18 protein-coding genes and 2 pseudogenes are annotated in these 22592 nt (G+C 62.2%); 5 read left to right on the top strand and 15 right to left on the bottom strand.

Annotated features, from left to right (window positions below; translation table 11 throughout):
* Positions 1 to 15 precede the first annotated feature (15 nt).
* The 9 genes from ABOC32_RS16450 to ABOC32_RS16410 all read right to left on the bottom strand — a co-directional run bounded on the left by ABOC32_RS16450 (position 16) and on the right by ABOC32_RS16410 (position 11097).
* The gene (locus ABOC32_RS16450; RefSeq protein ID WP_426807973.1) at positions 16 to 270 is read right to left on the bottom strand and encodes a PAAR domain-containing protein; all 255 of its coding nucleotides are present in this window, start codon (positions 268 to 270) and stop codon (positions 16 to 18) included.
* A complete protein-coding gene (locus ABOC32_RS16445; protein ID WP_426807972.1) occupies positions 267 to 1082 on the bottom strand; it encodes a DUF6708 domain-containing protein in 816 nt (271 codons plus the stop codon). Before ABOC32_RS16445 ends, ABOC32_RS16450 begins: the two co-directional genes overlap by 4 nt.
* Entirely contained in the window at positions 1079 to 4285 is a 3207-nt protein-coding gene (locus tag ABOC32_RS16440) for a T6SS effector BTH_I2691 family protein (RefSeq protein ID WP_426807971.1), read from the bottom strand. The genes ABOC32_RS16445 and ABOC32_RS16440 overlap by 4 nt, the downstream gene beginning before the upstream one ends.
* Positions 4282 to 5205 carry a hypothetical protein gene (locus ABOC32_RS16435; protein WP_426807970.1) on the bottom strand — a complete coding sequence of 308 codons (924 nt, stop codon included), beginning with the start codon at positions 5203 to 5205 and terminating at the stop codon, positions 4282 to 4284. The genes ABOC32_RS16440 and ABOC32_RS16435 overlap by 4 nt, the downstream gene beginning before the upstream one ends.
* Complete coding sequence (locus ABOC32_RS16430) at positions 5202 to 7280, bottom strand: type VI secretion system Vgr family protein (protein WP_426807969.1); 2079 nt, start codon at positions 7278 to 7280, stop codon at positions 5202 to 5204. Before ABOC32_RS16430 ends, ABOC32_RS16435 begins: the two co-directional genes overlap by 4 nt.
* A 13-nt stretch (positions 7281 to 7293) precedes the next feature.
* Positions 7294 to 8175, bottom strand: coding sequence for a type IVB secretion system protein IcmH/DotU (gene icmH / locus ABOC32_RS16425; protein WP_426807968.1), 882 nt, complete (start codon positions 8173 to 8175; stop codon positions 7294 to 7296).
* Positions 8176 to 8392: 217 nt separating this feature from the next.
* The gene (locus ABOC32_RS16420; protein ID WP_426807967.1) at positions 8393 to 9364 is read right to left on the bottom strand and encodes a biotin-dependent carboxyltransferase family protein; all 972 of its coding nucleotides are present in this window, start codon (positions 9362 to 9364) and stop codon (positions 8393 to 8395) included.
* Positions 9361 to 10248, bottom strand: a complete 888-nt coding sequence (locus ABOC32_RS16415; RefSeq protein ID WP_426807966.1) for a 5-oxoprolinase subunit B family protein — start codon at positions 10246 to 10248, stop codon at positions 9361 to 9363. Before ABOC32_RS16415 ends, ABOC32_RS16420 begins: the two co-directional genes overlap by 4 nt.
* Positions 10249 to 10338: 90 nt before the next feature.
* Positions 10339 to 11097, bottom strand: a complete 759-nt coding sequence (locus ABOC32_RS16410) for a 5-oxoprolinase subunit PxpA (protein ID WP_086979726.1) — start codon at positions 11095 to 11097, stop codon at positions 10339 to 10341.
* Between the two features lie 121 nt (positions 11098 to 11218).
* On the opposite strand from ABOC32_RS16410, the gene ABOC32_RS16405 reads away from it, so the two are divergent.
* The 5 genes and pseudogenes from ABOC32_RS16405 to ABOC32_RS16385 all read left to right on the top strand — a co-directional run bounded on the left by ABOC32_RS16405 (position 11219) and on the right by ABOC32_RS16385 (position 16648).
* The gene (locus ABOC32_RS16405; RefSeq protein WP_426807965.1) at positions 11219 to 12136 is read left to right on the top strand and encodes a LysR family transcriptional regulator; all 918 of its coding nucleotides are present in this window, start codon (positions 11219 to 11221) and stop codon (positions 12134 to 12136) included.
* A 192-nt stretch (positions 12137 to 12328) separates the two neighbouring features.
* On the top strand, positions 12329 to 14395 hold the full coding sequence (gene treS, locus ABOC32_RS16400; protein WP_426807964.1) for a maltose alpha-D-glucosyltransferase: 2067 nt from the start codon (positions 12329 to 12331) through the stop codon (positions 14393 to 14395).
* Between the two features lie 131 nt (positions 14396 to 14526).
* A pseudogene (locus ABOC32_RS16395) lies at positions 14527 to 15021 on the top strand (autotransporter outer membrane beta-barrel domain-containing protein); the annotation flags it as partial.
* Between the two features lie 286 nt (positions 15022 to 15307).
* Positions 15308 to 15937: a riboflavin synthase subunit alpha gene (locus ABOC32_RS16390; RefSeq protein WP_426807963.1), complete on the top strand. Its 630-nt coding sequence runs from the start codon at positions 15308 to 15310 to the stop codon at positions 15935 to 15937.
* Between the two features lie 9 nt (positions 15938 to 15946).
* Positions 15947 to 16648, top strand: coding sequence for a YoaK family protein (locus ABOC32_RS16385; protein ID WP_426807962.1), 702 nt, complete (start codon positions 15947 to 15949; stop codon positions 16646 to 16648).
* On the opposite strand, the gene proP is transcribed toward ABOC32_RS16385, so the two are convergent.
* The 6 genes and pseudogenes from proP to ABOC32_RS16355 form a co-directional block, all read right to left on the bottom strand.
* The gene (proP, locus tag ABOC32_RS16380; protein ID WP_264363168.1) at positions 16649 to 18151 is read right to left on the bottom strand and encodes a glycine betaine/L-proline transporter ProP; all 1503 of its coding nucleotides are present in this window, start codon (positions 18149 to 18151) and stop codon (positions 16649 to 16651) included.
* 189 nt (positions 18152 to 18340) lie between these two features.
* Positions 18341 to 19315 (bottom strand): porphobilinogen synthase, encoded by a 975-nt coding sequence (gene hemB, locus ABOC32_RS16375; protein WP_016499972.1) that lies wholly within the window; start codon positions 19313 to 19315, stop codon positions 18341 to 18343.
* 288 nt (positions 19316 to 19603) lie between these two features.
* A pseudogene (locus tag ABOC32_RS16370) lies at positions 19604 to 20436 on the bottom strand (substrate-binding periplasmic protein).
* 34 nt (positions 20437 to 20470) lie between these two features.
* Positions 20471 to 21139: an amino acid ABC transporter permease gene (locus ABOC32_RS16365; RefSeq protein ID WP_426807961.1), complete on the bottom strand. Its 669-nt coding sequence runs from the start codon at positions 21137 to 21139 to the stop codon at positions 20471 to 20473.
* Entirely contained in the window at positions 21136 to 21777 is a 642-nt protein-coding gene (locus ABOC32_RS16360; RefSeq protein ID WP_426807960.1) for an amino acid ABC transporter permease, read from the bottom strand. The genes ABOC32_RS16365 and ABOC32_RS16360 overlap by 4 nt, the downstream gene beginning before the upstream one ends.
* A complete protein-coding gene (locus ABOC32_RS16355; protein WP_426811616.1) occupies positions 21777 to 22568 on the bottom strand; it encodes an amino acid ABC transporter ATP-binding protein in 792 nt (263 codons plus the stop codon). Before ABOC32_RS16355 ends, ABOC32_RS16360 begins: the two co-directional genes overlap by 1 nt.
* Positions 22569 to 22592 lie beyond the last annotated feature (24 nt).

Raw genomic sequence — 22592 nt, 5'->3', positions numbered from 1 at the left:
CTCTACAAGCCCGTGTTACAGCAACCACCCAGCATCCCCCTCCTCCAGCACACCGCCATGATCAGTCCGGTCGCCTTTACGCGCCACCGCCGCACCTTCGATCAGGAAGTGCTCGGCCCCACTCTCGATCACTGCACCACAGGTGGTCCGGTCACCTACCCTGGCTACCGGTTTGCCATTGAATGTGTAAGCAGCACTGCCGCTCTCTACCTGGTTAACCCCATGCAGCGGGCAGTTGTGTTGGTGGCCTACAAGTACAACGGGGTTCATTGGAGTTCTCCCTCGGAGGGTGCAGTACGGGATTCGCGATCTATGGCCTCCGGCCAATGAACCTTCGGCGCCAGGCAATGCATGTGGCTCAAGCCATCGTCATCGTTCCAGTCGCGGGGTGGGTGCACGAACTTAGGCAAAGCTTCGGGGCCTTGCTGCATGAACAGCCGGGCGATGGCCCAGTAGGCCTCGCCGTGGTAAAGATCGTGGGTGAAGAAGACGCGGTCGATGACTTCGTTGGTTTCAGGGTTGCGGACCGACAGCATGACGTTTTCTATCAGGCCGCCGTGGCCTGGGGCATAGACGCGGTAGACTTCGGCGGTTACGTCGTCCCAGTTGTAGGCGACAGGTTTGACGCCCCAGTGTTTGCGGCTGAAAAGATAGATGTAGTGGAACCTGAATTGGTAGAGATAGATTTTCCGACGCAGGCGGTTGAAACGGATGGGTTCGTCCCTTGGTAGAACTAAGTCCATTTTCACATGAGATGCAATCCCCCACATGGCGACTGGGATAAAATTCAACACAACAATCAATACAAACCAATCACGCGACCAATCAATCCCTAGCATGAGCCAATATAGATATATAACACCCACAAAAGACATAACTAAAACCGGACCCCCAATCAGTGCAGCAATACCACGCAAACCGAATGTAGACCGAGGAAGCTCTAGATAGGTCTCATCAAAATAATTGGGTGCCGGCTTTACATCTCTCACAGCAAAACGGGGAGGCTCTTGCGAATTCGTGTCAGGCAGATCGTGGCTCCAGCAAAGGGCCCTTCTCCAAAAAACTCTTGTTTTACCTTTCATTCGTTTTGTTCCTTAACGCAAACCTCAACATAGGCATCCGATAGCGCTTTATCTGGCCAATACATGACTAGCAGTGTCGTAGCACGAACGGAATGTGATCCAATAGTCGGCATCAGCTCTACAGCCCCAGTAACTTCCAGCCAGGACGTTGCCAGTCCCTCCTTACCTGAAGACTGCTGCTTTCTATTCACACAAAAACCACTTCTGTAATCGGGAAATTTTGGATGAGAATAATCAGAAAACTTTGCCGACTCACTCAAAGCGTCAACTGGCAGGGCTTGATATGTGTCGTCATAGAGAGTCTCTCCACCCGTGAAGTCGGGGAAGTTCCCGTCGCCATGACGGTGAACTAATAGGATCCAGCGAAAGGCCGAATTCTCTTTACTATACCCAGGCAGGACAATCTGGAACTTAAGCTTATGTTCAAGCTCTAGGCCGACTAACCCCCCAATTTTGGAAGCTGCTGGATCACTCGAACGGCTGGACTCAAAGTTAACTGCAGCACCAACACCTAACACTGCGGCATTAAGCTCTGCAAACGCAATATCTGCATATTCAGGAGCATTCCAATGCACGATCGGACTTTCATCAGCCCTCCCAAAGTAACAACGTCGCGCCCAGCGCTCCAAGGCTTTAGATTCGTTCCCCTCTGCCCACTTCATAAGTGTGTAAGCAGTGACCGCCAGCACTACGGCCATACCTAAAGGCCCGAACACAAGAGACTTGAGTGCTGCGTACGCAAAAACACCTACTGAAGCGCCATAAAAAACCCCTGCAACTGAATACATGGTCACCGCATTATGGTCCCCTGCTGCTGATGCGCGCTTAGCAGCGGAGAACGCTTGCACTGTGTCATAAGTCCCAGCGATTGCACTTATAAGAGCACCGAGCTTTATTAAAGTCACTCCAGTTCCCGCTATGTTTTTACCCATGTGGCCAGCACTTGACCTCAGCACGAGCCCAATCAGCTCAATTTGCCCCCCCAGCAACCCCAATTGCGAACCCTGCAACGCCAACTTGGCCTCATGAGCCTTTGGCCCTATCCCCGCTTCCGCTTTTTCCTGATTCCTGGCCAGGCTGTCGTATTGCAAGTACAACCCCCCAATCGCCAGCAGTACTTCCCAACTTCCCGCCACACCCCGCAACCCGCGGAAGCCAGTCCGCACCAACTCCGCCGCCTGCTGCGAAGTGATCCTCATCCTCTGGAACACCTTTCGCGCATCCGCCTCCAGCGTTCCCGCCGCCACTGAGATATCCACTAACGCCCGCTGCGCCAAGCTGCTTGCCTGAGTCACCTTCATGTTGGCTTCCTCAAGCAACCGGCCATGCACCTCCGCCGCCGTGCCTTCGACCCACACTGAGACGCTGATCATGTTGTTGGTGAACCTTGGATCCAGAACGGCCAGGCTCATCATCCCGTGCTGGATGATCGGCCGCACCTTGTTCCAGGCCTTGGTCGAATGAATGTCGATGTCATCAATGTTGCGATGCATCCGGTCCCTGGCCTCGGCAATCGAGGCATTGGCCTTGTGCTGCAACTCGCGCAGGTGGGCACTCTGCAAGGCGTAGTACTCGCCCAGCTTCATCTTCACTTCCAGCTCGATCAGGTGCACGCCGTTGTAGAGGAACTGGGTGGCGCTGTTCAGGTGCCGCACGGCGGTCTGAATGCCGGGTGGCAAATTGGGCGATAACCGTTGGCTGGCGGCGTTGAGCGCGCCCTGGGTTTCGGCAATGGCTTGCTTGAGGGTGTTGCGCATGCGCAAGCCGGCATCGTCGCTGGCGATGATCTTGCTCAGCATCGAGTACAGCTTGTCGCTGTCATTCCAGTTGATGGTTTCGGCAACAGAAAAGCTGGGAAGCAGGCCAGCCAACAACGTACGGTCGCGCATTAGCAATGCGCGGTACGGTGGGCTGTCTGGATCCTGTAGCCATTTCAGCCAGAGGGTTTCGCTGGTGCCGGCCGCAGGAGCCGCGCCAGGCACAATCGCCTCGGTAATCCCGCCACCCAGGCACAGCGCCATGGTCTTGGCATACGCCACGCCAGACTCACGGTGATCACCGTCGTAGTCGTACACCTCGGCAACCTTGAACATGGGCGTGTCGAACAACGCGGCGTAAGCACGGGCGTCCTTGTCGATGTAGCGCTGAAACTCGGTTTCCTGCTGGTCGTACTCGGCCTGGAAGGCTGCCCGTTGCGGTTCGTGGTAGCGCTGTTCGAGTTTATCGTCGCTGTCCTTCATCGCTTGCTCGACCATGCGTGGCCGCTCTATCGTCGAATCAATCGGTACAAACGGCCCTCTACCCGCCATCGGCTCCAGCGAAGGCACCTTCTGCGCTGCCCACTCCCGCTGCGTGGCGCGAATGGTCTGCAGGATCTGCGAAGTCTGCAATTGGTAGGCGCGCATGGGGTCTTCACGCCAGACCTGGCGCTTCACCACCCAGTTCAAGCGCTGGTGATTGAACTCCTGAATCAAACCAACGGTATCGTCGAGCACCACCGCCAGCACGCCGTTCTCCAGCTTGTGCCGGTTCATCGCGTTGACCAGATAGCCGCGCATGGCAAACCTACGCAGCCAGCGGCTGTGAAAACCATGCGCGCTGTCAAAGGGTGAGCAGCCGCGTTGGGCATACTCGAACACCTCCTTGTCGACCTGCAGATTGTCGGGCGTCATGGCGATGCCCAACAATTCGGGATGGTTGCGTGCCTGGGTCAGGTCCAGCCCTTCAAAGCGGTGCGCAGGCGCCTGGCCTTTCTTGTAGGCATTCAGCACGCTGACCGGCCAGGCATCACTGGAGAAGGCCAGCCAGGCGCTGCCATACCGGTCGGTATCAATGTTCAGGAAGGCCGAGGGAATATCGTGGTTTTCATTCACGCATTTTTCGGGCAGTGATGCGGGTAGGCCGTCTGACGGTTCGTAGGGATTGAAACGGCGCAGGTGGCCCTGTTCGCTGACTTCGTAGGCATGCCAGACCTGCTGGTCCAGCAGCACATACAGGTAACCCATGCGCAAAGTGCGCAGGCCCATCTTGGCTTTAACGTGCAGGCTATCGGCTACGGTGGTGACGCAACCTGGGCGCGCATCCGGCACCAGCGCGCGGCGCAGCGGCAGTATCGGCAAGCCTTGCCGTTCGCAGGCCATGCACTGGTCAGAAGGAAGCCCGGCCTCGGCTGTCGCAATGGCGATACGTTGACTGAGGGTCATAAGCGCCTCTCGTTTGCTGGAAGGGGATCGATCAGGCGACACCATTGCGCCTCGGAATAACGAGCGAGCATCGGGGCGAGAGGACGGCGATCGTTGACGGCTGCGTCAACCATGCTGCGCACTGCAGCAACGGTATTCAGCTTGGGATGGATGCACAGGTGATGAAGAGCGAAAACCGTGATGTCCTCTTCTGCGCTCAGGCCCAACGCTCGTGCGTCGTCGATATGGTTGGATACACGCACGGCGGCTAATGGCGGCACCTGGCACTGGCTCGCGTCCTCCGAGCCCGCACGCAGCACTCTCCAGACAGCCAGCACGCGCTCGACCAACGCCACATCCTCCTGAATCCGCTGGGCAGGCTCCGGCAAAGAGTGCCGCGGTCCGCTCTGCCCTTTCAGGTGGGCCAACCTTCCACCGCTACTCAGGAACAACCAGTTGTTGATCGGCCACCACGGGCCATGCTCAACCTGCTTGAACGTCGCCGCGAGCAGCTCCAGGCGCACGGGTTCGTAAATCGGGTAAAAGCTGAACGCCCGCTCGGCATTGGGTAATCGGCACATGGCCGTGAGATGGGCGGCTACCGTGGCCGGTGTTGCCTCGCTGAACAGCCAGCCACTCAGGTAGCGTCGATGCTGGTGCAACCCTCTGTACGCTGCACGAGCCGTCAGTTCCAGCAAGTCACTGCTGGGAAAAGACCCGGGCGAGGCCAGGCAGACCAGTACCGGGTGCAGGTGGGGCGCATGGGCCAGGTCGCCCCTGTGCACACACGTCAACGCAGCTTCGCCCAACGTGTCGCGCAGTCGAGCAAGCAAGTCATGGTCGCTTCCAGCCGTGACCGCTAATGGGTCTATCAGTACATGGCAATGCAAATGCGCCGCATGGTGCCCTTCAATGCTGCGGGCCAGGTCCTGGATCTTCATGCCTTGACCTCGCACTTGTCACTGCCATCAGCCGTAAGCTCAAGTGACTGGCTATTTCCATCCCCTTCCGCTACCGCCTTGGTCTGCCCCTGCAGGTCGAGTGTCAAGCCGTTGATGGTAATGCCCTGGGCATCCAGCACGATGCTGCCGCCAGGGCTTCTGAACTCGATGCGTTCACTGGCCAGCAACTGGTAGACCGTCGTGCGTTGTTGCACCCCCTGCCCGACGCTGATCGATTGAGCCCCTTTGATCACAATCTCGCTGTTGTTACCCACGACGACACGCTGGTTGGCACCCGTTGTCTCGCTGCGGTTGTTGCCCACTTGTTCAGTCAGATCTTGCTTGATGTCCACACGGCTGTTTTGCCCGATGAACTGTGTATGGTCACGCGCCGTTTCCTGGCGGAAGTTGTTGCCAACGCTCAGTTGCTCATCCTGGCCGACTTGCTCGACACGGTTGCGCCCGATACGTGTGGTCTCATCATTGCCGACGGTGTTGTTCTGGTCCCGCTGGGCATGGATGAATACCTCCTCTTTGCCCAGTTCATCCTCGAAACGCAGCTCGTTGAAGCCTTTGCCCTTGTGGGTCTGGCTCTTGATGGTCATGCGCGTCTTGTGCTTGGGCAGGTCATACGGCGGCAGCTGATTGCCACAGTAGGTGCGCCCGGTGATCATCGGCTGGTCCGGGTCGGCGTCGACGTACTGGATGATCACGTCCTGGCCGATGCGCGGAATGGCCATCGAGCCCCAGCTGCCGCCGGCCCAGCCCTGCGACACGCGTACCCAGCAGGAGCTGAACTCGTTGTCCTGGCTTTCCCGGTCCCAGGGGAAGCTGACCTTCACCCGGCCCCATTGGTCGCAGTAGATTTCCTCGCCCTTGGGCCCCACCACCGTCGCCATCTGCGGGCCGTCGATGCGCGGCTTGGGTAGCGGCGCCGGGCGCCATTCGGTTCTGCCGGGCACCAGCACGGCGTCCTGCTTGTAGCGGGTGCCTAGCTGCGCCCCGGCGGCCTCTTCCTGCAGGCTGGTGAACTGGCTGCCTTCGTGGTGCACGCGGGCTACCCGCCAGTGGATGTTCAGGTCTTCGCGCGGGTGCTCGATCAGGGTGAAGCTCAGCCCCGGTTGCAGGCGTACATCGTCGCCCTCCACCTCGGCCATGCGGGCGTCATGGCGCCAGGCGGTGATGCGGGTGGCGGTGAAGGGGGCGCCGACCGCCCCGCGCTTGTAGCGGCCGGGGTAGTCGAAGCGCTCGTAGGTGGTGGACTGGTGCGTGAGGTCGCTGCCGTCGGCACGTTGCTCCTGGCGGTAGGCCGGGTGGGTGAAGGTGTAGTCGCGCTGCACCTGGCGCGCGGTACGTACCTGCTCGCTGTAACGCAGGCGGCGCAGGCACGGCCTGGCCTGATCGCCGCCGCTGTTGGCGTGGTAGAGCACCTGGTTGGGGTCGATGTCGTCCTGTTCGAAGAAGCCTTCATCCTCGTCTTCGACCTTGATGGCGCCCTGCCTGATCTGCCCCAGCCCCAGCACGCGGTCGGTGATGAGCAGCTTGTGCAGTTTCGGCGTGTGCGCGAAGCGGTAGACGAAGCCCTCTTCGGCGGCCAGGCGGGCGATGAAGTCGAGGTCGGTTTCACCGGCCTGCACGCAGAATTCGCGCACCTCATGTTTGTCGATGCTCTTCAGCTCATAGCCGGTGATGCCCTGGCGCTTGAGCATGATCTCGAGAATCTGCGGCACGGTTTTCTGCTGAAAGATGCGCCAGTTCGAGCGCAGCCCGGCGCGGGCCAGCACGGGTTCGACCACGGCGCGGTAACGGGTGCGGTGGAAGCCCGTTTCACCCTGGCTGAAGGTGCTGACCAGGCCGTGCACGTAGCGCAGCGGGCGCTCGCCGCGCCAGATCGTGAACAGCACCGGCTTGTCGAGCAACTGGCCGAACTCGACATCGTCTTCGAAACTGATCAGTTCCAGTTTCAGCTGGAAAGGCGTGCTGATGGCTTCGTCCAGTTCGAACGACACCACTTCGAACTCACTCCGGCACGCCAGCGGCTGGAAGGTAAAGCGCAAATCGGATTGGCTAGGCATGTGGCGTCCTCCGCTACTGCTGCAGAATCGCGTTGAGCGACTCCACGACTTCGGCGGTGATCAGGTCGAGGCGGTAGCTGTAGTAGCTGTAGGCGCAGACCATGGCCACGGCGGAGATCACCAGCGGGCTCCACCAGGGCCACTCCCAGCGTCGCGGGCGGTGGGGGCAATGAACGACATTGGTGTAGGGGTCGCACAGCTCTTGCGGGGTGGGGCCACGCAGTTCGCGGATGACCGTGTGCATGCGCGAGATCAGGGCGTTGATGATGTCTTCGCACTTGGGGTCCAGGGCGTGCTTGCCCCTGAGGCCCAGGCAAAAGCAGTAGTAGAGGAACTCCAGCACATCCTGGAATTCCCTGGGTGCCTGCATGACCCGTTCGAGCAGCACGAAGATCTTTTCGCCGCCCTGGGTTTCGTCGTGGAAGATGCTGAGCAGCGGCGCGTGGCTCCAGCACGAATTGTTGCCCCACGGGCGGCTCATCACGGCCTCGTCCAGGTACAGGCACAAGGCGTAGGAATAGACTTCCTGCTGCGCGATGGGGTAGCCGTGCTGCTGGATTTCTTCGCGAATGTTGCTGACCTGGTTTTGCACGGTCTTGTGCACGTAGGCGATGTTGGGCAGGTCATCCAGGGTACGCAGGCGAATGACCAGGCCGAACAGCGGGCTTGCCGCGTCGAGCATCAGGTTTTCGAAGCCGCCGCGCAGCTGGAACTCCGGGTCGGCGGGGTAGCCTTCGAAATCCGGGTCACCTCCTCGCTGCCCCCGGTCAGCCGGATAGGGTGAATCGGTGCCCTCCGGCACTTCGAGCATCGCGTAGACGCTGCGTTCTGAAACGTCATGGGCATCGACAGCGCCGTCGGGTTTTACCGGAGGCAGATCGGATGGGCCGGGCATGAAGTGGTCCTTGTCTTCGAGCAAACTGAAGACATGAACACTATCGGGGAATCAATTCTCCAAGGAGTCTGGGGCTTCCCAAATGCTTGTAGGATCCTTCGCTACATCAAGTTTCCAAACGTTTCCCTGGCAACATCTTGCTAAAGAATAGCGCCCTGAAGGAGCGGGTTTTCCGCTCCTGCAGGAATCGCACAACCCTTCCACAAGCGCGTCGCGCTCAGCCAAAGAGCCTGGCCAGGCAGGCCAGTTTCTTCTTGTACGACCGCCGCGCCTCCAGCGCCTGCTCCAGGCTCACCGCCAGGAACCTCGCCTGCTGGTTGGGCTGCATCTGGCCGATCAGGTCGAGGTCGGCGCTGATCACCGTGCCGATCATGGCGTAGCCGCCACCCGACACTGCATCACGGTGCAGGATGATCGGTTCCAGCCCCGCCGGCACCTGGATCGAACCGATCGGGTAGCAGCTGTCGACGATGTTCGACGGGTCCGAGCCGGCACCGAACGGTTGCTCTCGCGGCTGGAAGCTCAAGGCGCTGCCGCCTTTGTAGCGGTAACCAATACGGTCCGCTTCGGAGCCGACGGTCCAGGCCTGGGTGAAGAAGCTTTGCGCTGCGGCTTCGGTCAAGCGATGGAAGTACAGCCCCGGCACCACCCGCACCACCACCTCGCCGCCCAAAGCCTGGCGCAAGGCCATGGGCAGGCTTGCGCCGGCGCGGGTCTTGCCGCTGGGCACACCGACCGGCAGCACGTCGCCTGCCATCAGCTTGCGCCCCTGGAACCCGCCCAATGCCCCCAGCGCGTAAGTGGAACGGCTGCCGAGCACCTCAGGTACATCAATGCCACCGGCCACGGCCAGGTAGGCACGGGCGCCCGCCGTGGGGAAGCCGAAGCGCAACACCTGCCCGGCGCGCACGGCAAATGCCGTGTCGGGGCGCTGCTCGCGGCCATCCAGCAAAGCGGGCATCTGTGCACCGCAGACCGCCACCAGCGCATCCTGCTGGAACTCCAGCTCCGGCCCCACCAGCGCACACTCAAGGGCTGCTGCGCCGGCCGGGTTGCCCACCAGGTGGTTGGCCGCGCGCAAGGCGTACTGGTCGAGTGCACCGGACGGCGGAATGCCCAGGTGGTAGTAGCCTTCACGGCCCAGGTCCTGCACCGAGGTGGCCAGGCCGGGTTTGAGTACCTTGATCATGCCAGCACCTCCTGCAACGACTTGGGGTAACCGACCGGGTCGGCAAGGAAGGCATCCAGGGAGAACTCGACCGGGCGAATACGCAGGTCGAAACGGCCCTCCTCCACATCTGTCACCGCCTGGTCGTAAGCCCTGCGATCAATGGGCTTGAACTGCACGATGTCACCCGGGCGGAAAAACACCATGTGCGCCTTCAGGTAGTTCAGCGTTTGCTGAGGGTCGTAGATCGGTGCCGGGGTGACGCCGAACATCTGGTAGCCCCCTGCACCGCGCACCGAGTAGATGCAACCGAAGCAACCACCATGGCCCAGGGTGAGTTTGGGCGTGTCGGTACGCGGGCGCAGGTATTTAGGCACCTGCAACTGGCGCTGGCGCTCGACCATCTGGAACATGAACGGCAGGCCGGCCACGAAACCGACCATCGACACGAACCAGGGCGCACCACTGTGGGCGGCGATGAACGCGTCGACGTCGGCCAGCCCGTTGATGCGCGCTGCGTATTCCAGGTCGGTGCTGGCCGGGTCCTGGTGGCGGTCACGGAAGCGCATCAGGGTTTCATGGGTCCAGGGGTCGTTGTACAGCACCGGGATCTCGATGATCCGCGTCTGCAACGAGCGCTCGGCCACCGCCTCGGCCTCGGCACCTTGCACCGCTTCAAGTAGCGCCTGCGGCGCGATACGGTCGGGGTCGAAGCGGATCTGGAACGAGGCATTGGCCAGGCACACGTCCAGCACGCCATCCAGCGCCAGCCGCTCAACGGCACGGGTGACGGCCATGCCCTTGAAAAAGGCTTCCAGCGACATGCTGTCGCTGACTTCGGCAAACAGGTGCTCGTCTGCGCCGAAGCTGTAGCGGATCGGGGTTGTAGCAAGCGGTTCGGCCATGACTGTTCCTTTTCTTGGAATCTTTATAGAAAGGCAGGCGAAAACAAAATACACGGGCTCCGGCTTGTGCCAGCCGGATGCCTCACCGGCTCAGCGGGGCGCGCGCACCACAATACCGGCCGCGTCCAGCGCCCTGCGCGTGGCCTCGACCAGGTCGAGCGCGCCGGGGGTGTCACTGTGCAGGCAGATGGAGTCGAATTCGATGGCCAGGTCCTGCCCCTCGACCGTGCGCACCAGGCCCTGCTGGCACGCCCGCAACACGCGCTCGGCGACCGCGTTGGGCTCATGGCCGCGCACATTGCGGGTGAACACGATCGAGCCGCTCAGGTCGTACTCACGGTCGGCGTAAAACTCACGAACCACCGGCTGGCCAAGCGCCTGGGCAATGCGGCAGATCACCGAGCCCGGCATGCAGTACAGCAGCAACTCCGGCTCGATTACCCGCAGGTTTTCCACCAACAGGCGGGCAGCTTCTTCGTCACGCGCCAGGTGCATGTACAGCGCACCGTGCGGCTTGATGTGCTGCAAGCGTACCCCTTGGGCACGGGCAATTTCACGCAGTGCACCCAGCTGGTAGAGCATGTCGTCGACCAGTTCCTGGGCTGGCGCGTTGATGTGCCGGCGACCGAAACCGACAAGGTCACGAAACCCCGGGTGCGCACCCACCGCCACGCCCAGTGCCTTGGCCCGCTCGACGGTGCGGCGCATGGTGCCAGGGTCGCCGGCATGAAAACCCGTGGCGATGTTGGCCGTGCTTATGTAGCCCATCAGCTCGTTGTCGACGCCGTCGCCAATGGTCCACGGACCAAAGCCCTCACCCATGTCCGAATTGAAATCCACCACCTGCATGACTGTCTCTCCTGGTGCTTGTGACCGCATGCAAGCCACGTTAGATTCTCCCCACCCCCTTGGGAAGATCTATAAACAGATAGGGTGTCTTCGGAAAATCAGATACCCCCAGGAGCCAACCGTGTCACTGACCCTGCGCCAGGTCCGCTACTTCGTTGCCACCGCCGAGATCGGCCAGATTTCGCAGGCAGCCATCCACCTGAACATCTCCCAGTCGGCGGTGACCACGGCAATCAAGGAACTGGAAGCCATGCTTGGCGTGCTGCTGTTCCAGCGCTCGGCCCAGGGCATGAGCCTGACCGAGGCCGGCCGGCACTTCCTGAACCGCGCCTACGTGATTCTGCGCAGTGTCGACGATGCGCTGAACAGCCCGCTGCCGAACGTGCGCGCCAGCGGCCTGCTGCGCCTGGCGGCAAGCTATACGGTGATCGGTTACTTCCTGCCACACCACCTGCAGCGCCTGGAACACTGGCACCCGGATGTGACCCTGGAGCTGTACGAGCAGGAGCGCAGCGCCATCGAGCAAGGCTTGCTGGAGGGGCGCTTCGACATGGCGGTTGTGCTTACGGCCAACCTCACCCACCCCGACATCGTCTCGGAGACACTGTTCAACTCCGAGCGCCGGCTGTGGCTGCCCGGCCACCATCCGCTGTGCGAGCGCTCAGCGGTAAGCCTGGCCGACGTGGCCCGCGAACCGTTCATCCTGCTGACCGTTGACGAGGCAGAACAAAGCGCCATGCGCTATTGGGAGCAGGCCGGGCAACGCCCGAGCGTGCGGGTGCGGACCAGCTCGGTGGAAGCCGTGCGCAGCATGGTTGCCAATGGCAGTGGCGTGGCGATCCTGTCGGACCTGGTTCATCGGCCTTGGTCGCTGGAAGGCAAGCGCATCGAGACAGTGACCATCAGCGACCCGGTGACACCCATGAGTGTGGGGCTGGCCTGGCACCGTGAGCGGGCGTTCAGCCCGGCGATGCAGGCGGTGCGTAATTACTTCCATGATGCGTTTCTGGCGCCGCAGCAGCTGTCTGCCCGACGTTAAGTGGGTCTTGGCAGGCCCGGCCTCTTCGCGGGTGAACCCGCTCCTACAGGGACCGCGCTGCACCATGGGCCAGTGCAAGTACCTGTGGGAGCGGGTTTACCCGCGAAGAGGCCATCACAGGCCCCAGCCGAACGATCAGGCTGCAATGCCGTCATAACCTGAGCCGGTGCCGACACGCAAAGAGGACGCGAAATGACCCAGCCCGACCCGTCATACGTCAAATGGCTCGAAGACCGCGCCATGCTCAAGGCTTCCCAGGAGCGCGCCAGCCTGTATTCAGGCCAGTCGCGCCTGTGGCAGCAGCCCTACGCCGAGGCCCAGCCCCGCCGCGCCACCGAAATCGCCTCGGTCTGGCTGACCGTCTACCCCGATGCCATCATCGCCCCGCAAGACAGCTCGGTGCTTGGCGCGCTAGCCCACGAAGCGCTGTGGAAGCGCCTGTCGGAGATCGGCATCCAGGGCCTGCACACTGGCCCGATCAAGTTGTCCGGCGGCATCCGTGGCCGCGAGCTCACCCCCAGCGTGGACGGTAACTTCGACCGCATCAGCTTCGATATCGACCCGCTGTACGGCAGCGAACAGGAACTGGTCCAGATGAGCCGCATGGCCGCCGCACACAATGCCGTGACCATCGACGACCTGATCCCCTCGCACACCGGCAAAGGCGCCGACTTCCGCTTGGCCGAGATGGCCCACGGGCCTTACCCGGGGCTGTACCACATGGTCGAAATCCGCGAAGAAGACTGGCCGATACTGCCTGAGGTGCCCAACGGCCGCGATTCGGTCAACCTGCTGCCGGCCCAGTGCGACGAGCTCAAAGCGCGCCATTACATCGTCGGCCAGTTGCAACGGGTGATCTTCTTCGAGCCCGGTGTGAAGGAAACCGACTGGAGCGTTACGCCGCCCATCACCGGTGTCGATGGCAAAACCCGTCGCTGGGTGTATCTGCACTACTTCAAGGACGGCCAGCCCTCGCTGAACTGGCTGGACCCGACCTTCGCCGCCCAGCAAATGATCATTGGCGATGCCCTGCACGCCCTGGACTGCCTGGGCGCACGCGGCCTGCGCCTGGACGCCAACGGTTTTCTGGGCGTGGAAACGCGGGCCAGCGGCACCGCCTGGTCGGAAAGCCACCCCCTGTCGATTGTCGGCAACCAGTTGATCGGCGGCATGATCCGCAAGGCGGGCGGCTTCAGCTTCCAGGAACTGAACCTGACCCTGGACGACATCGCGCAGATGTCCAAGGGCGGGGCCGACCTGTCCTATGACTTCATCACCCGGCCAGCCTATCAGCATGCGCTGCTGACCGGTGACACCGAGTTCCTGCGCCTGATGCTCAAGGAAATGCACGCCTTCGGCATCGACCCGGCCTCGCTGATCCATGCCCTTCAGAACCACGACGAGCTGACCGTGGAGCTGGTGCACTTCTGGACCCTGCACGCCCACGACATGTACCTGTACAAGGGCCAGACCTTGCCCGGCAGCATCCTGCGTGAGCATGTCCGTGAAGAGATCTACGAACGGCTCTCGGGCGAACACGCCCCCTACAACCTGCGCTTCGTGACCAACGGCATCGCCTGTACCACGGCCAGCCTGATCACCGCAGCGCTGGGCATCCGCGACCTTGAGCAAATCGGTGCGGCAGATATCGAGCTGATACAGAAAGTGCACCTGCTGCTGGTCATGTACAACGCCATGCAGCCAGGGGTGGTTGCGTTGTCGGGCTGGGACCTGGTCGGTGCCCTGCCCTTGCCCGCCGAAGCAGTCGCGCAGCGGATGCTGGATGGCGATACCCGCTGGATTCACCGGGGCGGTTATGACCTGGCCGGGCTCGACCCGCAGGCCGAGGTATCGGTGCGTGGCATGCCCCGGGCCCGGGCACTGTATGGCAGCCTCGACAGCCAGCTGGAAAACGCTGATTCATTTGCCTGCAAGGTGAAGAAGCTGCTGGCTGTGCGGCAAGCCTACGGCATTGCTACCAGCCGCCAGGTGCTGGTGCCCGAGGTCAGCAGCCCAGGGTTGCTGGTGATGGTGCATGAACTGCCAGCCGGGCGCGGTATCCAGATCAGCGCACTGAATTTTGGCCAGGCAGCGATTGCCGAGGAGTTGCAGTTGACCGGGTTCACGCCCGGGACGGTGGTGGACATGATCAATGAAACGGTCGAAGGCGATCTGACCGAGGATGGTCGATTGCTGGTGAACCTGGACCCTTACGAGGCGCTGTGCTTGCGTATCGTCAACAGCAGCGCACATGTGTGATTGGCGATGAAAACACCTGCACGATCAATCAAATCGTAATATCGAATGGCCATGTTGGGCGCCCCTGAATAATAACCCGTGGTCGCCCAATGCCATTCACGCCCAACCGCCTGGCCCTGTGCATCGCCCTCAAGGGTGATTACGATGCAGACAGCCAGCAGGCCTTCGTCGAACTGGGTTACGCCATGGGCAGCGGCCGCCTGAGCGCCGAACCGTTCGCCAACCTCGGCTACCAGCGCTATCACCGCGACAGCTACCGCGAACAAGGTGGCGACGCGGCGCTGGCGGTGGATGCCGATACCCAGGACAACGCCAGCAGCACCTTCGGCGTGCGCCTGGCGCACCTGGGGCAACTGGACAACGGTATGAGCCTGACGCCCCGGGCAACACTGGGCTGGCGGCACACCTACGGCAGCATCGATACCCGTACGCGGCAGGCGTTTATCGCGGGCGGTGATGCGTTCAGTGTCGAGGGCAGCGCGATTGATCGGAACAGCTTGCTGGTCGAAGCCGGGCTGGACCTGGGGCTGAGTGCGCGGCAGAGCATTGGCCTGGGGTATAGCGGGGAACTGGGTAGCAACAGCCGTAACCATGCGGTGGTTGGGCAGTGGCAGCTGAAGTTCTAGATCCTGGCTGCCTGTACCGGCCTCTTCGCGGCTAAAGCCGCTCCCACAGATACTGCATAACCCCGAATCCTGCGCGGTCCCTGTGGGAGCGGGCATGCCCGCGAAGAATCCAGCGCGGTGGATGGCACCGGCTTCGCCGGTGTTCGCGGCTGCACAGGTTTCAAATACTGTGCGTTACCTGTGGGAGCGGCTTTAGCCGCGAAGAGGCCGGCACTGCCACCTTGCTTTTGAGGCTTCAGAAGCATAGCGTTCGGGTGTTTTCTTTTCCGTGCCCAGGAGCAACTCCATGTACACCGGCATCGTCCAGGCCGTTCGCCCTCTACTTGATGTGACCACCTACCCGGGCCACAAACAATTCACCATCGACCTCACCCCGGAACTGCTCGACGAACTGAAGATCGGTGCCAGCGTCAGTGTCGAAGGCACCTGCCTGTCGGTCACCGAAATCGCCGGCACCCAGGTCAAGTTCGACGCCATGACCGCCACCCTCGAACGCACCAACCTGTGCGCCTTCAAGGCGGGCCAGGGGGTCAACATCGAGCGTTCGGCGAAAATGAACGCCGAAGTCGGTGGCCACCTGATGGCGGGCCACATCGCCACCACCGCCGAAATCGTCGAACTGTCGATCAAGGAAACTGGCGCCTTTATCAAGTTCCGCATGCCGCCGGAATGGGGCAAGTACGTGTTCCCACGCGGCTTTATCGGGGTCAATGGCTGCAGCCTGACCGTCGCCGATGTCGACGACAATGTCATCACCATCAACCTGATCCCGGAAACCCTGCGCCAGACCACGTTTGCCAGCTACAAAGCCGGCGAACGGCTCAACATCGAAGTCGATCACCAGACCATGGTGCTGGTCGATGTGGTGGAGCGCACCATCAAAGGCACCCTGGCCCGCGAAAAACTGCTGCCCTGAGGCCTGCCCATGCTGCCCAACGCTCTTCCCGCGCGCACGGCCAGGCGGTTACGCCTGCAAGTGTTGCGTGGCCGTGTCGGCCTTGGCCTGGTCGCCGGTTTGTCGGTACTGGCCGGCATGACCGATGCCATCGGCCTGCTGGCGCTGGGGGATTTCGTGTCGTTCATGAGTGGCAATACCACACGCCTGGCCGTGGCCATCAGTGAAGCAGACCTGGCCCTGGTGCTGCGCCTGAGTGGCGCGATACTGGGCTTCGTCGTTGGCAACACGCTGGGCGTACTGCTGGCGCGTGGCTTGCGCCGCCGGGCCTGGCCCGTGTTGCTGATGGTTGCCGTACTGTTGGCGTTCGCAGCGGCGTGGCCGTTGGCGGCCACCTTCCCGGCATTGTTGGCCGCCACGCTGGCCATGGGCATGATCAATGCCGTGGTTGAACAAGTGAACGGCCTGCCCATCGGCCTGACCTACGTCACGGGCGCCCTGTCCCGCTTCGGCCGTGGCCTGGGGCGTTGGCTGATGGGCGAGCGGCGCGACGGCTGGCGGGTGCAACTGGTGCCTTGGGCCGGCATGCTGCTGGGCGCCGCGTTGGGCGCCTGGCTGCAACAGCGCCTGGGCCTGCAGGCACTGGCTGGCAGCTGCGCGCTGGCCTGTGTGCTGGCCCTGGTGTCGCGGTTCATCCCGCGCGCCTGGCAGCGTGGCTACATGCCGCGCTGATCAATCGATGCGCGGGTGCTGCTGTGCCAGGGTCTCGCGCTTGGCTTCCAGCTCGGCGATCTGCGCATCGATGTCCTCGATCTTCTGCTCGATGTTGTCGTGGTGCTCCTGCAACAGCTCACGCGCTTCCTCGATGTCGGATGCCGCCGGTGCGGCACCGCGCAGCGGTTTGTTGGCGGTTTCCTTCATGGTCAACCCGGTCAGCAGGCCAATAGCGGCGATCACCATCAGGTAGTAGGCCGGCATGTACAGGTCGCCCGTGCTCTCCACCAGCCAGGCAGTGAGGGTCGGGGTAAGCCCGGCGATCAGCACCGAAATGTTGAAAGCAGCTGCCAAGGCGCTGTAGCGGATGTGCGTAGGGAACATCGCCGGCAGCGTCGAGGCCATCACACCGATGAAGAAGTTCAGCAGCACGGCGATGATCAGCAGCCCGGCAAAAATCACCCCCAGCACGCCGCTGTTGATCAGCATGAACGCCGGAATTGCCAGGGCGAACAGGCCGACACTGCCGACGATGATGAACGGCCGGCGGCCGAACTTGTCGCTGAGCAAACCGATCACCGGCTGCACGAACAGCATGCCGACCATGATCGCAATGATGATCAGCACGCCATGGTCTTCGCTGTAATGCAGGTTATGCGACAGGTAGCTGGGCATGTAGGTGAGCAGCATGTAGTAGGTGACGTTGGTGGCAATCACCACGCCGATGCAGGTCACCAGGCTGCGCCAGTGCTGGGTGGCCACTTCCTTGAACGACACCTTGGGCCCGGAGGCCAAGCCTTCGCGGTCGCCCTGCTCCAGCTTGTCGACATGCTGCTGGAACGCAGGTGTTTCTTCCAGCGCATGGCGCAGGTACAGGCCGATGATGCCCAACGGCAGGGCCAGGAAGAACGGCAGGCGCCAGCCCCATTCAAGGAACTTTTCTTCACCCAGAATGGTGGAAATCAGCACCACCACGCCCGCGCCAAGCACAAAGCCGGCAATCGAGCCGAAGTCCAGCCAGCTACCGAGAAAACCGCGTTTGCGGTCGGGGGCGTATTCGGCAACGAAGATCGAGGCACCGGTGTACTCCCCGCCCACCGAAAAACCCTGGGCCATCTTGGCCAGCAACAACAGGATCGGGGCCCAGATGCCGATGCTGGCATAGGACGGTATCAGGCCGATGGCGAAGGTGCTGAGCGACATGATGACGATGGTTGCGGCGAGGATTTTCTGCCGCCCGAACTTGTCGCCCAAGGCGCCAAAAAACAGACCACCCAGTGGGCGAATCAGGAATGGCACCGAGAACGTGGCCAGCGCCGCGATCATCTGCACGCTGGGGTCGGCGTTGGGGAAAAACACTTTGCCCAGGGCGTAAGCCACGAAGCCGTATACGCCAAAGTCGAACCACTCCATCGCATTGCCCAGCGCGGCGGCGGTGATCGCCTTTTTCATCTTGGCGTCGTCGACGATGGTGATGTCCTTCAGGCCGATTGGCTGGACGCGTTTCTTGCGAGGTTTCATGCCGTTGTCCCTGTCGATGAATGCTCTAAGGGTTCAGATACAACGGGACACTAAATAATTCAGCGCTTAATGATTTTTTGTGCACGGGCAAGACCGCTAAGGTTTGGCGAGCCGAAATCCGTGCGCTCCCGGTGGCCAAAAAAAAACCGCTGCAGTGGCAGCGGCTTTCTTGTACCCGATGGCTTTGGCTCAGATACCTTCGCGGGCCAGGTCCATGGCGAAGTAGGTCAGGATCAGGTCGGCACCGGCACGCTTGATCGCGCCGATGCTTTCACGCACCACCCGGCCTTCATCGATGGCGCCGGCCAGGCCGCCGAACTTGATCATCGCGTACTCGCCACTCACCTGGTACGCCGCCAGCGGCAGGCGCGAGGCGGCGCGGATGTCGGCAATCACGTCAAGGTAGGCACCGGCCGGCTTGACCATCAGCACATCCGCGCCCTCCTGCTCGTCCAGCAGCGACTCGCGCACGGCTTCGCGGCGGTTCATCGGGTTCATCTGGTAGCTCTTGCGGTCGCCCTTCAGCGTGGTACCGCCGGCTTCACGGAACGGGCCATACAGCGACGAGGCAAACTTGGTGGAGTAGGCCATGATCGCGGTGTCGTGGAAACCGGCACCATCCAGCGCGCTACGGATCGCCTGTACCTGGCCGTCCATTGCCGCCGACGGGGCAATGAAGTCGGCACCGGCAGCGGCGGCAATCACCGCCTGCCTGCCCAGGTTGGCCAGGGTGGCGTCATTGTCTACGCCATGGTCATGCAGCACGCCGCAGTGGCCGTGGCTGGTGTATTCGCAGAAGCAGGTGTCGGACATCACCACCATTTCCGGCACGGTGTCCTTGCAGATGCGCGACATGCGCGCAACCAGGCCGTTTTCGTTCCAGGTGTCGCTGCCGGTGGCGTCCAGGTTGTGCGACACGCCAAAGGTCATCACCGACTTGATACCGGCACGGGCATAACGCTCGATTTCCTGGGCCAGCAGCTTCTCGGGGATGCGGTTGACCCCAGGCATGCTGGAGATCGGCACGAAGTCATCAATGCCCTCTTCGACGAAGATCGGCAGGATCAGGTCTTCCAGGCGGAATTCGGTTTCCTGGAAGATCGTGCGCAGGGACTCGTTCTGGCGCAGGCGGCGTGGACGAACGGACGGGAATTGGTTGGACATGACAGCTCCAGGGCATTTTTGAACGGCGTATACCTTATGCCTGTCGCGCGCCAGTGAAAAGGCTAAATGACGAGATTGTGTCTTGCGTCAATGGCAATGGCCAGGTTTTGCCTGTGCCGGCCCCTTCGCGGGTAAACCCGCTCCCACTGGTGCGGCGCAAGCTACAAGGCCTGTGCAATCCCTGTGGGAGCGGGTTTACCCGCTCCCACTGGTGCGGCGCAAGCTACAAGGCCTGTGCAATCCCTGTGGGAGCGGGTTTACCCGCGAAAGGGCCGCTACAGCAGAAACTCAATCCACCAACCGCGGCGCCCCCACTTCGGCCGCCTGCCGATCCAGCCCATGGGCCTCGAGAATCCGCGCGATCTCGCCACTTTCATGCAACGCCTGGATATTGCCATCCAGCGCCTTGCCCAGATCGGCATTGCTCAGCATGTAAGGAATCGCCGTCTGCCCTGGCTGCTCGGTAGCCTTCACCCGCGCATCGGGTGCCGACACCTTGATGCTCGCCCCTTGGTAGGCCCCCTTCTGCTGCGACACCACGGCTACCGCATGGCTGTCGATGCCGGCCTCGATGCGCCCGGACGCCAGGTCCTGGGCCATGGCCACCGGGTTGGGGTACAGCACCAGGTTGTCGCCCAGCACCTTCTTCAGGTCGTTGACCCACAGGTAACCTTGCACGGTACCCACCCGTTTGCCCTCCAGTTCACCGACCGTGGCATAACCCGGCTTGGAGATGATGCCCATCACATCCAGGTAAAGCGGCGCCGACAGGCCCAGCACCTTGCCGCGCTCCACCGTGCGGTACCAGTCGCCGATGACCACGTCGGCGCGGCGGGTGACCACCGACTGGATCGCCGCTGCCGGTCGAGCACGCTGGCCTTGATGGTCAGGCATTCACGGGCAGCAATCTGCTTGATGATCTCGCCGTCCACCCCGCCCAGTTCCTGGTTGGGGCCAGGCACCGAGTAAGGCGGGAACACCCAGGCAGCCACGGTCAGCACACCGGGCGTCAGGGTTTCGAAACTGTGGCTTGGCTTGCACTCGGCCACGGCCTGGGCACTGCCGGCAACTGCAGCGCAGAGGGCCAGCCAACGGGTGACACGCTTGTATGGTTTCATCACGGATACCTATGCAATTGAAAGGGGCAGGCAGGGTTCAAGGGCTTGCGTGCTGGCCGGGCGCCAGTCTTCTTTCCAGGGCGGCCACCCCCAGGCTTGCCGGTGCACAGACAGCCGCATACATCAGCCCCGCCAGCACCAGTACCGGCATGTACTGGAAGGTCGAGGAGCCGATGGCCGATGCGCGGCTGACAATTTCGGGCAAGGCGATGGTGAAACACAGTGAAGAGGCCTGGAACATCATGATCGAAAAGCCCAGCAGCGACGGCAGCGCCACCCGCAGGGCCTGGGGCAAAATCACGAAGCGCAGTGCATCTATACGGTCCAGGCCAATCACCTCGGCGGCTTCGTGCTGGCCACGGGCAACCGCCTCCAGGCCGCCACGAATGATCTCGCTGGTGTAAGCCGCGGTGCAGTAGGCCAACGCCAATGCCGCGGCCCAGAACGCGCTCAGGGTCAGGTTTGCCGAGGGCAAGCCGAAGTAAAAGTACTGCAGCAGGATCAACGCCGGTGCGCCACGCCCCAGTTCGACGATCACCAGCGCGGGGTAGCGCACTGCCCTGCCTTTGGCGCTGACGCCCAGGGCCAGCAGCAAGCCGAGCCCTACACCGAGTACCAGGCTGATGCCGGTCACCTGCAACGACAGCACAAAGCCCTTCCACAACTCCGGAAACCATTCGCCCCACAGGCTCAATAATTCGCTCACAGGCTGATCCTCCGTTGCAGGGTGCCGGACAACCAGCGCGAGGCAATTGCCACCGGCACGCTCAGCACCAGGTACACCAGCGCTGCGGCGCTGTATACAGCCAGCCCCTGGAAGGTCTGCTGCGACACCTGGTAGGCCTGGAAGCTGATGTCCGCCACGCCCAGTGTCGATGCCACCGCCGAGTCCTTGAGCAGGCCGATGGCATAGGTGGCTGCCGTGGGGATGGAGATACGCGTGAGCTGCGGCAGCACCACATCGAAAAAGCGCTGTGCGGGTGACAGGTTCAGCACATGCGCTGCCTCGTACTGGCCATCAGGGATCGCCGCGAATGCGCCGCGGTACACTTCGGCCATTTGTGCAGCCGTGATCAAGCCCAGGCCCACCGTGGCCGCCACGAATGGCGACAGGTTGATGTAGCCGCCACCAATGCCGAAGAAGATGAAGAACAACCAGACAATCGGCGGGATCGAGCGCAAGGTCATCACGATGGCCGCGCCCAGCGCCGCCAGCCCGCGCGCCTTCGCCATGCGCAGTGCACACAGTGGAAAGCCCAGCACCACACCGGTCGCGAAAGCACACAAGGTCACCCCCAGCGTCCACGGCACACCGGCAAGCAACATCAGCAGTATGTCGATCATCAGCGGTCCCTCACGGCCTGGAGAAACTTCACCACCCGCTCGTGGCGCGGCTGGCGCATCACCTGGGCGCTTGGCCCCTGCTCAAGGATGCGCCCATCGGCCATTACCACCACGCGGTCAGACACCGTTTCGGCAAAGTGCATCTCATGGGTGACAACGATCATCGACATGCCTTCGGCGGCCAGTTCCTTCATGACTGCCAGCACTTCCAGGCCCAGCTCCGGGTCCAGTGCCGACGTGGGTTCGTCGAACAGCATCAGCTCGGGCTCCAGCGCCAGCGCGCGGGCAATGGCAATACGCTGCTGCTGGCCACCCGAACAACGCGCCGGGTAATGCGCTGCCTTGTCGGCCAGGCCCACCCGCTCCAGCAACTGCATGGAGCGCGCATCCGCCTCACGCTGGCTGCGCCCGAGCGTGCGGACCTGCGCCAGGCTGACATTGCGCAGCACCGTCATGTGCGGGAACAGGTTGAACGACTGGAACACCATGCCAATGCGCCGGCGCAGCTTCAGCAGGTCGGCGCGCAGCAACGGTGTAGCGGCGTCGATGTCGAGTTCGTCGAGGCGGATACGGCCTCGCGTCGGTGGCTCCAGCTGGTTGATGCAGCGCAACAAGGTGCTCTTGCCCGAGCCACTGGGGCCGATGATGGCCACCACCTCCCCCTTGCTCATTTCGAAGTTGACGTCGTGCAACACCTCGTACGGGCCGAACTGCTTGTGGATCGACTCCAGCCGCAGGAATGCGGGTTCAGGTGCAAGCAGGGGCGGCACCTGGCGCAGGGGAACACTCATCGGTTTCATGTGCAGGCCCTCCCC

Origin of the sequence: Pseudomonas sp. WOUb67 (genome assembly GCF_050058005.1) — a bacterium.
Lineage (GTDB): Bacteria > Pseudomonadota > Gammaproteobacteria > Pseudomonadales > Pseudomonadaceae > Aquipseudomonas > Aquipseudomonas putida_R.
Note: the sequence above shows the minus strand (reverse complement) of the source record. Positions and strands in the feature narration are given on the sequence as shown.